Raw genomic sequence first — 11232 nt, 5'->3', positions numbered from 1 at the left:
GTCACCGTGACAGACACCACACCTGCCACGGCTCGGGCCATGCCCCGTGCCCGGCGCCGGAAGGGCGTACCGGCCGACGCGCCGGGGATGCGCGCCGCTATCTATGTTCGCCTATCGCGTGAAACGGACGAGACGACTTCTCCTGAGCGCCAGAGATCGGCGTGCGAGGCGCTGTGTGAGGCACGTGGCTGGAACGTCATGGTTGTCGAGGAAGACATCGATGTCTCCGGCTTCTCGCGGGGCCTCGACCGGCCGGGTCTGCAACGCATTCTGACCCGGCTCGCCGAGCTGGACCTGATCGTGTTCTTCAAGATCGACCGGCTCGCACGCTCGACGGTCGACTTCACGGAGATCATGCGACTCGCCGAGCACCAGGGCGTCGCTCTCGCGTCGGCTACGGAGCCGCTCGACCTCACGTCGTCCATGGGGCGAGCCATGGCGAAGGTCATCGCGGTCTTTGCGGAGCTGGAATCCGACACCATCGGAATGCGAGTGTCCAGCGCGCATGAGCACCTGCGTCGCGAGGGTCGCTACACCGGCGGTCGGGTCCCGTACGGGTACATGGTCGTCCCCAATCCCAACGGGGCGGGCAAGGTCCTCGCGGTCAACGAGGACGAGGCCAAGACGATCAGGAAGATCGTGGAACGGGTTCTGGCCAAGGACTCCCTGATGCAGATCATCAACGACCTCAACAAGGAGGGCGTCCCATCGCCCGGCCACGCCTCACGCCAAACCACGGGCAAGCGCAGCGACTCCAAGCAGTGGTACACGACGACGCTGCGCAGCCTGCTGGGCAATCCCCAGTTGCTCGGCCAGGTCATCGAGGACGGAAAGCCGATCCTGCGGACGGACGGTCTGCCCCTGGTCAACCGCCCGCCGATCCTCGACACGGACACTTGGCAGGCGCTCCAGGATGAGTTGGAGCGCCGGGCCAATCCCGGTGATAAGCGCCGGGAGGGGACGTCGCTGCTGCGCGGCATCATGCACTGCGGAGTCTGCGGCGAGCGCATGTACACCTTCAGCGGGTGCAACGGTCAGCTTCGGTACCGGTGCATTGGTCCCCTGAAGTACCGCCAGCGGGCGGCCAAGGGGGAGGAGAAGCCGGGCGTGAAGTGTTACGGGCCGACCGTGGCCGGGGTGACCACCGAGGAGCACGTCACCGAGCAGTTCCTCGCGAGGTACGGCCACCTTTCCGTGATGCGGATGGTCCAGGAGGTGGGAGAGGACTTTCGCCCGCAGATCAGGCAGGCCGAGGAAGCGCTGGCCGACCTGCAAAAGGATCGCTACGACCGGGGCCTGTTCAGAGGCGACGACGGAGCGATCCGGTACGCGGAGCAGTACGCCAAGCTGGAAGAGCGACTGGCGACCCTGAAGGAGAGGCAGCGAACGGCGAAACCGGGCGGCGTGAAGGCGGAGCCGACCGGCGAGACGCACGCCGAGCAGTGGAAGCGCTCGGACGTGGCCGGTAAGCGAGATTTGCTGTTGAACGCGGGCGGTTACGTGGAGGTGGCACCCGCGCGGCGTGGCGGCAAGAAGCTGGACACGTCGCGTCTGTCGGTGTACTTCGGCGAGGAGGGGCACATGCGGCGGGCGGCAGCGGCGAAAGAGAGCGAACAGGACACCGAGGCGGCTGACAGCCAGGGCTGACGACGACTTCACCGGACACACGCAGCGACGCCCCCACCGGACGGACGAGGTGGGGGCGTCGCTGTCTGTGTTCAGGTCAGACACCCCATGTCGTTTGGTGTCAAGCGGTCGGGGTGTGGGCGTGGTGTGACCAGGCGGTCGCTTCGTCGTAGAGGGTTCGGGTCTTGAGGCATCCGTGGAGGATGCCGACGAGGCGGTTGCCGAGCTGCCGCAGGGCGGGGTTGTAGCCGGCTTCGCGGGCGCGTTGTTTGTCGTAGTAGCGGCGGGCGCCGGGTGATGCCCGCAGGGCGGAGAACGCCTGGGTCTGCAGCGCGTCGGCGAGGCGGTTGTTGCGGACGTAGCGGGCCTGGACGGTGTGGCTCTTGCCGGAAGCCCGGGTGATCGGGCTGGTGCCGGCGTAGTTCTTGCGGGCCTTCGCGGACGCGTAGCGGGTGGGGTCGTCTCCGAACTCGGCGAGCACCCGGGCGCCGGTGATCTCCGCGATGCCGGGCATCGAGAGGTAGATCTCAGCGTCCGGGTGCTTCAGAAAATGGGCCTTCACCTGCCCTTCCAGGTCGGTTATCTGCTCGTTGAGGGCGATCAGCAGCTTCGCGTGGGCGGTGGCGGTGGCCGCGTAGGCGGCGGTGACCGGCTCGGGCAGGCCGAGTTGCTTCTCGCGCAGCGCGGTGATGATCGTGGCTGCCTTCGCGTCCCGGTTGTGCCGGCGGGCGCGGGCCAGGACGGCGGTGATCTGGGTGCGGGTCAGCTTTGCCCCGGCCGCCGGGGTGGGGGCCTTGATCAGCAGTTCTAGCGCGTCCGTGCTGGTCAGCGTGAGATCCGCGTAGGCGTGCAGGGCGGCGGGGAAGTACTCGCGCAGCGTGCTGCGCAGCCGCTGGAACGTGCGGGTGCGTTCCCAGATCAAGGTCTGGTGGGCGCGGGCGACGACCTTGACGGCCTGGGCCTGCTCGCTGTCCCCGGCCACCGGACGCAGCTGGTCCCGGTCGATGCGGACCATGTCGGCCAGCGCGTGCGCGTCGCCCTTGTCGCTCTTGGCACCGGAGGAGCCGTACCGCTCCTTGAACCGGGCGGCCTGCCGGGGGTTGATGGCATAGACCCGGTAGCCGGAGGCGATCAGCGCCTGCACCCACGAACCACGGTCGGTCTCGATCCCGATCACCACCCCGGCCGGATCAAGGTCCTCGCCGCCGTGCTTCGCAACGAGCTCGTGCAGCTTCGCGATCCCCTCCACGCCCTCGGACAGCCTCGCCACGGCCAGTTTCCGGCCCGCCTCGTCCTGGACCTCGACATCATGGTGGTCTTCGGCCCAGTCATCGCCGATCAGCAGCAACTCACCCTCCCAGTCCGGTACTTCGCTCCGTGCAGCCCGCGGAAGGCGCGGCACGCGGCCTAATGGATCCAGTGCTCACGCCCCACTGCCCGGCGGGCACGCCACCCCATCAACGGTCTGGCCTTCCGGCCCACCAGCAGGGGCACGGTCTGACCTCAGAAGTCGGATGCTTCCGGCGGCGTGAGTGCTCACCCACTGGCGGCTACGGCACCGAGTCTCTACGACCCGACAGTTCCCATTAGGCGGCGTGCTGGTCGGGGTCGTGCCAAGGTCCGATGACCTTGATAGAAGGGCGGCAATACGACAGCGCCGCACCGTCGCGGGTTGTGAACTCGACTATCTCTGCAACGAGTTCACAGAGGGCGTCCCCGTCCGTCTCGGACAGTGCGGTCCTCAGCGTGGGGACGGACTCTGCCAGGTCCCATGAGGGGGAACTGAGGCGGAAGCCGCCGAGGGCGTGTGCGTCGGCGAGGCGGAACGAGAGGCGAGTACTGGGTTGGGGTTCATAGCGGGGTGCGGCTGTCAGCAGGCCGGCCTTGATGGATTCGGGGCCGGAGATGACGACCCGCATGGAGGTTGATCGGGGCAGCACTTCGAAGTGGTCGGCTTCGTGGCTGTCGTGGGACGCCGATTGCCTGCCGAAGAGCTGCCCGATGACCGTGGCGACTTCCTCAGTCCCAGTGGAGACACGCCAGGAGCCTTGGCCGCAGTGGAAGCGGCCGACGAACGTCGTCTTGCGGTTGGTCATGAGAAATCCCCCTCCTGCTTGAGGCGTTGGGTGTGGGCGATGTCGTGGCGGACCTGGGCGGCGAGGAGTTCTTCGCCGGGGCGGTAGCCGCTGCTGAGGTAGGTCCAGGAGGAGGCGGTGACGAGGGTGGTCTCGTCGGTGGTGGGGAGGCCAGCGCGGGTGCGGGCGGCTTCGGCCTGGGCGAGGCGCCAGGCGCGGCGTACGTCGCGGAGTGCGCCGAGGGTGGTGCAGTAGGCGCGGGATTTGGTGGAGAAGTGGCCGCGGAAGCCGAGCATGTGTGCCCACTTCCAGAGCTTGAGGTGGGCGAACTCCGGCAGGTGGCCGAGGGCCCATGCGGTGCGGATCATCTGCCGTACGTGCTGCTGCACGGCCAGGGCCTTGATGGCTTCGGCCTGTCCGGTGCCGTCGCAGTCGGCGCACCGGTCGTGGAAGCCGTCAGGGCCGCGTACGTAGCCACGTCCGACACAGGGACGGCACATCAGGGTGCGGTCTACGGTGCCCGCACCTTCGGCGTTCTTCGTGGCGTACTTGGCGACGTACCCGGCAGCCTTGGTGTCTGTGTATTCGGAATCAGCTCAGAGCCTTGCCTACTTCGTAGATGGTGGGGCGGTCCCCTGGCGCATGGCTGAGCATCGCGTCGATCAACTCGCCCAGCTCACCGGGCGCCTTCACGGGTCGGCGCCGACCGTCAGCCACGGCCTCTCTCTGCACCGAGCGGGGGGCGTCGTCCGGGTACTCCATCGTCCGCCAACCGGTAGCGGAGATCAGCAGGGAGGCGCCGAGCGCGTAGATGTCGGCTTCCGGCGTCGGCTTGGCTTCTCCGGTGTCGAGGACGCTGCGTGCGATCTCCGGTGCCTCGTAGTGGACGAGGCAGCCGCGGAACGGGAAGTCGTACCCCTCGGGTACGTGGCCGCCTCGGGCAAGGGCCAGATCGATGAGGTGCGTTCGTTCCGAGCCGATGATGAAGTGGGCGGGCTGAACGTCACCGTGTGCCCAGCCCTTGGCGTGGAGTTCTGCTAGAGCCTCGACGCAGCCCAACGCCACGCTGGTGTGCGGTGCGATGGACGAGTCCGGCCTACGGCAGGGCTCGCACAGTCGGTACAGGTCCGGCCCCTCATGCCACGGCTGGAAGTTCCAGGTCCCGTCTTCCCACTCGCCGTACGCGAAGTCAGCGAGGCCGAGGTGATACAGCACGGCACCCTCGCGGGCGGGCGCTAGCGCGGTCCAGGGCTGGGCGGGCCAGTCGGCCGTGGCCTCGATCGGATAGCCGACTTTCACGGCGTGGCGGCCGCGAGGGCCCTCCACCTCCCAGACCATGGAGCCCCGACGATTGAGGACCAGGCGCTGAGCCGTGGGCATGAGCGCGTCGAGCACCACGATCGGCAGTTCAGGGGTTGAGCCGGACAACGTCTCTTCTCCTTCCGAGCGAAGGCGGCCGGCCACGAGTCGAGGTCGGCCGCGTCGCTGATGTCGTGTGCTACGCCTGTCCGTACGGTCGGCCGCAGTCTGAGTCGCATTGCGCGAGGTTCGTGCCGTCCACGGTCCACAGGTCGTCGAAGACCATGAAACCGCCCGCCTTCATGGCGCGTGCCGAGGTGGCGACTTTCTCAGGGTCGCGAGCCCCTCCGCCCAGCTTCGGGTTGTGGTGCAGGAAGCGGCCCGCGTACCGCTCGCACAGCTCCGCGTACTCCTTCGTGTGCAGGATGAGCGCGTGCAGACCAAGGTCCACGTCATCCGACGGGACCATGGGAATCGTGGCGGTAGCCGCCGTGACCAGGAAGGCCACCGCCTGGTCCGCGATCCGCTCGGCACGGTCGGGCGACTGCCCGTTGTGGATGACCACGAAGTGGGCGAGGCTCTCGAACAGCTCCTCACCAGCCACCGCGCGTCCGGTCTTCTGGTCGTTCGCCGTTGCCGTCATGCGATTGCTCCTTGTGTGTCGGTGCGTGGGTTGGATGGCCGGCCCCGAACGGGGAAGAGGGAGCCGGGGGTTGGCGCCCGTCCGGGGCGGCCCGTCTACTGGCCCATGGCGAGAGCCATGCCGATCACCAGACCGCACGACCCGCTGATCACCACGATGAACAGGACTCCCGCGTACTGGCCGATCACGCGCATCACAGCCCGGCCCGACGGTTGCGGTTCTTGATGGCCAGACGTGCGCTCAGTTCCTCCCGCGCACTCGGCGGCTCCACGTTGTCCGGCATGGCGTCCCACTCGGCGCCACCGCCGATCGGCCTTATCCGCACACGGCCGCCGACCTCATCCATGACAACGCCGATGCGGTTCCTGGCGGTGTCCTTCGCCAGTTCACCGATGCCTGGTCTGGTCTGCTGGTTGCTCGCCATGTGCACGAGCATCCTGTCGCTCAGGGGGACGTCGGAACCTCCGACAAACACCACTTCGGGACGTAGAACGTCCCTATCGCCGTCCCCGAGTGTTGGGAGACCTGACCAGGCTCTGGGAGCCCCGACGTCTGCGGCTTCGCCTGTTCACCACGGCGGGACAACTCGTCACCCCCGGCCGCCGACGGATCCTCCGCCTGGCCCGGCACTGGCCCTGGACCCACCACATCACCGCCGCCCTCCACCGGATCGCCCAACTACCGGATCCCGGCTGACCAGCAGATGCCCCGTCCCTACGACAGCACGACCGGCCCGGAGCAGTGGAATCCGGCGCCCACCCGAGACGACACTCGGGCCGCTGGGATCGTGTGCCATTCACGCGCGGGCTGCCTTTCCACAGGGCTCTGCACGGCCAAACGTCCAGTGTGCCTGATCGTTCCTGCCTGGCCACGTCCTGTCTTACAGGATGTCTATTCAGCCCTGCGAGTGCACGGATAGAGCCGTACGGCCGCGGCTTCCCAACAATGGCTGGTCGTGCAGCTCTCCACTGATTCCCAGTCTCGCCCCCCGTCCGCGCCGACCGCCATGCTCGGGTACGCCCTGTTCGCGACCCGCTGGCTCCAGGCGCCGCTCTACTTCGGCCTCGTCGTCGTCCAAGGGGTGTACGTCTACAAGTTCTTCAACGAACTGTGGACGTTAATCCTCCGGTGCGTGTCCGGGCAGGCCACCGAGACCTACGTCATGCTCTCGGTGCTCAAGCTGGTCGACGTCGTCATGATCGCCAACCTGCTCATCATGGTGATCGTCGGTGGCTACGAGACCTTCGTCTCGCGCATCGACCTCACCGGCCACCGGGACCAGCCGGAGTGGTTCTCGCACGTCAACCCCAACGTGCTGAAGGTGAAGCTGGCCACCGCCATCGTGGGCATCAGCTCCGTCCACCTGCTCCAGATGTTCGTGGACGTCCAGCACACCGCGCAGCACTCCCTGCTGTGGGGCACGACGATCCACATGGCCTTCATCCTGTCGGCGGCGATCCTGGCGTACATGTCGGGGCCGATGCTGGCCCGGGCCGAGCCCGCCCAGGCGCACAAGGAGAGCCACGCGACGGCGGCCGAACCCCCGGCGGCGACCGCGCCGCAGCCCGCCCCCGCCCGGACCTCCGCGCCGATCCCCGCCCAGGCGGCCCCGCGCGAGGCGGACGCCGGTGCCGAGGAGCGCATCCGCGCCGCCGGGTTCCCGGCCCGCAAGCTGCTGGAGAACTACGACGAGGAACACCCCCGGACCTTCGACCGGGACACCGTGGCCCGGCTCGGCAAGCTGGACTTCGTCACCACCCGGCGCAACGTGGTCTTCGTCGGCCCTCCCGGCACCGGCAAGACGCATCTGGCCATCGGGCTCGGCGTGCGTGCCTGCCAGGCCGGCCACCAGGTGCTGTTCGCGACCGCGGCCGAGTGGGCCGCCCGGCTGGCCGGCGCACGGGCGGAAGGCCGGCTCGCCGAGGAACTGGCCGCGCTCGACGCCTACCCGGTGCTGGTCGTCGACGAGGTCGGCTACACCCCCTTCGACGCGGAGACCTCCGCCCTCTTCTTCCAACTGGTCGCGCACCGCTACGAGCGGGCCTCGCTGATCGTGACCGGTGACCGGCCGCTCGCCCGCTGGGACGAGATCTTCGGCGGCCCGTCCGCCCCGGCGATGGTGGACCGCCTGGCCCACCACGCCGAGACCGTGCGGATCGACGGGGACAGCTACCGGATGCGGCGGGCTACTTCGACGTGGGCAGAGTGAGGTTGTTGACCAGCGGCTGGGCGAAAATGTGCCCGTCGACATTGACGAGGGGCTCGCCGCCGGCCCCGGGCACCGGGAGCGGCAGCGGCGCGGCCGGGGCGGCCGCCGCCTCGGGGGCGAGCCCGCCGAGGAGGAGAGCGGCGGCGGAGACCAGGGCGGCGACCGATACGGCGACGGCCGCGGAACGGGTGGGGGCGGGACGCTTGGTACGCATGGGGACTGGCAGGCCTTTCACGCACGGAGGGTGAGGGGCGGCCGGCCCGGGAACGCCGGGCCGGCCCTTGGATGAGCGAAGCGCGTCAGACCGGCGGCGTTTCGATGAGGAACCCGGCGATATCGATGCCGACGGCGGCGGCCTGGGTGGCGCAGGCACCGATCATCACGGCGGTGGCGGTCAGAACGGCGGCGACGCGACGGGCAATACGCATGCGGGGACTTCCTTTCGGGGTACTCGCCCGAGCTCCCGGCCGGGCGACTCGGGCCTGATCAGGACACCCGGTGGCTGCCCGGCGGCTCGCGCCGGAATGCGGCAGGCCGGTCAAGCTCCCTCATGGGTGGGAAGTCTCCGGCGTGGCGCGCATGAACGCGGACGTACACCCGCGGGAGTGAGACAGGGAGTCTGAGACAGGGAGTCAGCGAGGGGTGAGCCAGGAGTGAGCCGCCGCCCTCAGCGCTGTTCGTCGGCGAGCTCCGCGACCCCCGTCACCCGGTGCAGCGGATACGTCCGTACCTCGTCCGCCGTGTGGTCGTACGCCGTCACGAAGCCGCCCTCGACGCGGATCGGGGCGATGACGCGCTGGCTGGCGGCGCCCTCGACGTTGACGTAGCCGATCCACAGGGCCTCGCCGGTGAGGACGGCGGCCTGCATGGTGGCGAGGGTCTCGGCGGAACTGGTGCGGGGGAGCTCACCGCCCGCGCCCGGGGCCGCGGTGGGCTTGCGGGGAGTGGTGGAGGCGAGGTCGCCGGCCCGGATCGCGCGGATCGCGGCCGTCAGGAGGGTCGCGTCGGGGACCGGCGGGCCGTCCGGGACCGGCTCGGGGGCCGTGCGCGGCGGGGTGCGACGGGCGTGGGCGCGGGTGATCAGTACGTCGCCCTCCGCGGACTCGGCGGCCGGCGCGAAGCCCATCGCGCGCAGGCCCTCCAGGAGCGCGGCCGGGTCGGTCTGGGCGGCCACCACGGTCGGGGCCAGGCGGCGCAACCGCAGACCCGCCGCACGCTTGTCCGCGAGGATCTCGCTGAGCAGCGCGTCGTCGTCGCAGCGGACGTAGGCGGAGGCGGCGCCCACGCGCAGGTGGCCGTGCTTGCGGGCCACGTCGTCGATCAGATAGGTGAGCGGCTGCGGGACCGGCGTACGGGAGTGCGCGGCGAGGAAGGCGTGCAGGTCGGAGGCGGCCTGGCCGGAGTCCAGGGCGCGGCGGACCGAACCGGGCGTGAAGCGGTAGACCGTGGCCCCGCCCTTCGACTCCACGTCCGCGAGCACGCCCAGCATGTCCGCCAGCGGCCGCTGGAGCGGGCCGGGCGCCACCGCCGTCAGGTCGGCCTGGAGCAGGACGTGGTCCAGCGGTTCCGGCAGTAGGGGCGCGAGGAGGCGGGCGGCCGCGGCGGACGCGGCGGCCTGCTCGGTGGGGGAGAGCGGCTCGACGTGCGGCGCGGGGCGGTGGTGGACGGGGAGCTTGTCGCCGGGGCCGGAGGAGACGTCGGACGGTCCCTCCGCGGTGAGGGCGTGTCCGTCGGCCCGGCCCGACGCCGAGGGACCCTCGGCCGACGGACCGGCGGCGCGGTCGCCCCGCGCGGGCCCCGCCGAGACGGCCGTCTTCGCCGTCCCCGCCCCGAGCAGCGCCCTGCCGTGCCCCGACAGCGCGCCCCGGCCCGTGACGCCGAGCATCTCCGCCTCGGACAGCGTCCACCGGGTCAGCCGGGAGCGCAGGTCGTCCTCCTGCTGCGGCCCTCGCAAGGGCCGCTCCCAGCGCAGGCGGGCCAGCACCGACTCGGCGGACGGTGCCGCGCCCTCCGGCAGCCCGGCCAGCAGGGTCAGCACCCGGTGCCGTACCTCAGGCGCCGCGGACCGGTCGAGGCCCGGCCCCAGCGCCGACAACGTACGGTCCTTCGCGTCCCGCCCGCCGACCAGCCCGGACGTCCGCGTCGCCGCCAGCCACGCCTCGGCCAGCCGCGTCCAGCGCTGTGCCGGCGGCTGCTCCAGCCACTCGTCGTAGGCCGGGGTCGCCGCGTACCGCTCGTCGGCCTCCCCGTCGGAGGCGATCAGGCCCGCCGCGTAGGCCAGTTCGACCCAGAAGGCGGCGACCGGCTCCGAGACGTCCAGGGCGACGGCGGTCCGCTTCAGGTCGCGGACGCTGAGGCCGCCCGCCCGCAGCACGGTCGGCCCGCCCTCGTCCCAGTCCTTCAGCAACTCCTCGACGGTGGCCAGCGCGGTGTAGGCCTGCCCGGCCGCCGTCGCGTCCACAACCTGTGGACGGTGCGTGGCCGCCGTCTCCACGGCGGGCGGCAACGGCTCGACGGTGCGGTGGGCCCGGCCCTCGCGCAGATGCAGGGCCACCTCCCGGGGGAGTACGACCGTCCCGGGCGCCGTCGGCAGCAACAGCCCCCGGTCCAGCAGCCAGCGCAGATGTGCCGCCGGGTCGGCGGTGACCTGACCGTACGGCGGCCCCCAGACCAGACGGGACAGAACCTCCCGCGACTCCTCGGGGGCGCCGGCGAGCAGCCTCGCCATCCGCTTGCGGTGGGTGAACAGTGCGGTGAGCGCGGTCACCGCCGACACCGAGTCGTGCGTCGAGGGCAGCCCGGCGGCCGTGACGATCTCCTGGATCCGGCCCGGCGACATGCCCGCCGTCGCCTCCTGCACCGTCGGACCGAGGCCGGTCGGGGACGGATGCTGCGGCGAGGGCGCGAGCAGCTCACGGGCCGTGCGGACCAGACGCAGCCGGTCGTCGTCGCCCCACACCAGGGCCTGTTCGCGCAGGGTCGCCACAGCCCGCGGCAGCGCCGCGGCCACCGCCGGGTCGCCCGCGTCGCCGGCCAGCAGACCGAGCAGCTCCCCGTACGGCGCCGGGTCCGCCGCCACCGCCAGCGCCTCCGCCGTCTGCAGCGCGAAACGGTCGAGCCGCTCCAGGGCACGCACGACCGAGGCCCGGGTGCCGGCCCGGGTGGCGAGCTGGGTGAGGTCGGTGGGGACGGGGGTGATGAGGTCGGGACGGGCGCGCAGGAGCGCGGCCAGGGAGGTGTCGTCCCTGGCACGGAGCGCCTCCGCGAGGGAACGCGGCGGGGTGGCCGGGTTGCTCATCCGACTTACGGTACCGGGTTGCCTCCGGCGGTTGAGCCGTGTAGACGCGGGTGGGATGGGGGTGCGATGGGAGTGCGCGCCC

10 protein-coding genes and 2 pseudogenes are annotated in these 11232 nt (G+C 70.7%); 3 read left to right on the top strand and 9 right to left on the bottom strand.

Annotation, left to right across the window (positions count from 1 at the left end; translation table 11 throughout):
* Positions 1 to 39: 39 nt before the first annotated feature.
* Complete coding sequence (locus Q4V64_RS23330) at positions 40 to 1647, top strand: recombinase family protein (protein WP_124441197.1); 1608 nt, start codon at positions 40 to 42, stop codon at positions 1645 to 1647.
* 100 nt (positions 1648 to 1747) lie between these two features.
* Here the strand turns inward: Q4V64_RS23330 and Q4V64_RS23325 are convergent, their stop codons facing one another.
* The 6 genes and pseudogenes from Q4V64_RS23325 to Q4V64_RS23300 form a co-directional block, all read right to left on the bottom strand.
* The gene (locus Q4V64_RS23325; protein WP_303715621.1) at positions 1748 to 2974 is read right to left on the bottom strand and encodes an IS110 family transposase; all 1227 of its coding nucleotides are present in this window, start codon (positions 2972 to 2974) and stop codon (positions 1748 to 1750) included.
* Positions 2975 to 3212: 238 nt separating this feature from the next.
* Positions 3213 to 3722, bottom strand: a complete 510-nt coding sequence (locus Q4V64_RS23320; protein ID WP_124441214.1) for a hypothetical protein — start codon at positions 3720 to 3722, stop codon at positions 3213 to 3215.
* Positions 3719 to 4294: pseudogene (locus Q4V64_RS23315) on the bottom strand (replication initiator); the annotation flags it as partial. The gene Q4V64_RS23320 and the pseudogene Q4V64_RS23315, both read right to left, overlap by 4 nt.
* On the bottom strand, positions 4293 to 5129 hold the full coding sequence (locus tag Q4V64_RS23310) for a protein kinase (RefSeq protein ID WP_124441215.1): 837 nt from the start codon (positions 5127 to 5129) through the stop codon (positions 4293 to 4295). The pseudogene Q4V64_RS23315 and the gene Q4V64_RS23310, both read right to left, overlap by 2 nt.
* 70 nt (positions 5130 to 5199) lie before the next feature.
* Complete coding sequence (locus tag Q4V64_RS23305) at positions 5200 to 5643, bottom strand: hypothetical protein (protein ID WP_124441216.1); 444 nt, start codon at positions 5641 to 5643, stop codon at positions 5200 to 5202.
* 193 nt (positions 5644 to 5836) lie between these two features.
* On the bottom strand, positions 5837 to 6067 hold the full coding sequence (locus Q4V64_RS23300; RefSeq protein ID WP_253267060.1) for a hypothetical protein: 231 nt from the start codon (positions 6065 to 6067) through the stop codon (positions 5837 to 5839).
* Positions 6068 to 6174: 107 nt separating this feature from the next.
* On the opposite strand from Q4V64_RS23300, the pseudogene Q4V64_RS23295 reads away from it, so the two are divergent.
* Both Q4V64_RS23295 and istB read left to right on the top strand, forming a co-directional pair.
* A pseudogene (locus Q4V64_RS23295) lies at positions 6175 to 6339 on the top strand (IS1380 family transposase); the annotation flags it as partial.
* A 310-nt stretch (positions 6340 to 6649) separates the two neighbouring features.
* The gene (gene istB / locus Q4V64_RS23290; protein ID WP_124441229.1) at positions 6650 to 7852 is read left to right on the top strand and encodes an IS21-like element helper ATPase IstB; all 1203 of its coding nucleotides are present in this window, start codon (positions 6650 to 6652) and stop codon (positions 7850 to 7852) included.
* Here istB and Q4V64_RS23285 read toward each other — a convergent pair.
* The 3 genes from Q4V64_RS23285 to Q4V64_RS23275 all read right to left on the bottom strand — a co-directional run bounded on the left by Q4V64_RS23285 (position 7830) and on the right by Q4V64_RS23275 (position 11150).
* The gene (locus tag Q4V64_RS23285; protein ID WP_124441218.1) at positions 7830 to 8066 is read right to left on the bottom strand and encodes a hypothetical protein; all 237 of its coding nucleotides are present in this window, start codon (positions 8064 to 8066) and stop codon (positions 7830 to 7832) included. The genes istB and Q4V64_RS23285 overlap by 23 nt on opposite strands.
* Positions 8067 to 8151: 85 nt before the next feature.
* A complete protein-coding gene (locus tag Q4V64_RS23280) occupies positions 8152 to 8280 on the bottom strand; it encodes a hypothetical protein (protein ID WP_301184532.1) in 129 nt (42 codons plus the stop codon).
* A gap of 239 nt (positions 8281 to 8519) precedes the next feature.
* On the bottom strand, positions 8520 to 11150 hold the full coding sequence (locus Q4V64_RS23275; protein WP_124441219.1) for a helicase-associated domain-containing protein: 2631 nt from the start codon (positions 11148 to 11150) through the stop codon (positions 8520 to 8522).
* Between the last annotated feature and the right edge of the window lie 82 nt (positions 11151 to 11232).

Origin of the sequence: Streptomyces sp. NL15-2K (assembly GCF_030551255.1) — a bacterium.
Classification (GTDB): Bacteria; Actinomycetota; Actinomycetes; order Streptomycetales; family Streptomycetaceae; genus Streptomyces.
The sequence above is the reverse complement of the archived record's forward strand: the minus strand, read 5'-3'. Positions and strand labels throughout refer to the sequence as shown.

What these genes read in the sequence shown, in the direction of transcription:
- Q4V64_RS23275 (WP_124441219.1), bottom strand. Translation starts at nt 11,150, where the DNA reads ATGAGCAACCCGGCCACCCCGCCGCGTTCCCTCGCGGAGGCGCTCCGT.
- Q4V64_RS23320 (WP_124441214.1), bottom strand. Translation starts at nt 3,722, where the DNA reads ATGACCAACCGCAAGACGACGTTCGTCGGCCGCTTCCACTGCGGCCAA.
- istB (WP_124441229.1), top strand. Translation starts at nt 6,650, where the DNA reads ATGCTCGGGTACGCCCTGTTCGCGACCCGCTGGCTCCAGGCGCCGCTC.
- Q4V64_RS23285 (WP_124441218.1), bottom strand. Translation starts at nt 8,066, where the DNA reads ATGCGTACCAAGCGTCCCGCCCCCACCCGTTCCGCGGCCGTCGCCGTA.
- Q4V64_RS23300 (WP_253267060.1), bottom strand. Translation starts at nt 6,067, where the DNA reads ATGGCGAGCAACCAGCAGACCAGACCAGGCATCGGTGAACTGGCGAAG.
- Q4V64_RS23330 (WP_124441197.1), top strand. Translation starts at nt 40, where the DNA reads ATGCCCCGTGCCCGGCGCCGGAAGGGCGTACCGGCCGACGCGCCGGGG.
- Q4V64_RS23280 (WP_301184532.1), bottom strand. Translation starts at nt 8,280, where the DNA reads ATGCGTATTGCCCGTCGCGTCGCCGCCGTTCTGACCGCCACCGCCGTG.
- Q4V64_RS23305 (WP_124441216.1), bottom strand. Translation starts at nt 5,643, where the DNA reads ATGACGGCAACGGCGAACGACCAGAAGACCGGACGCGCGGTGGCTGGT.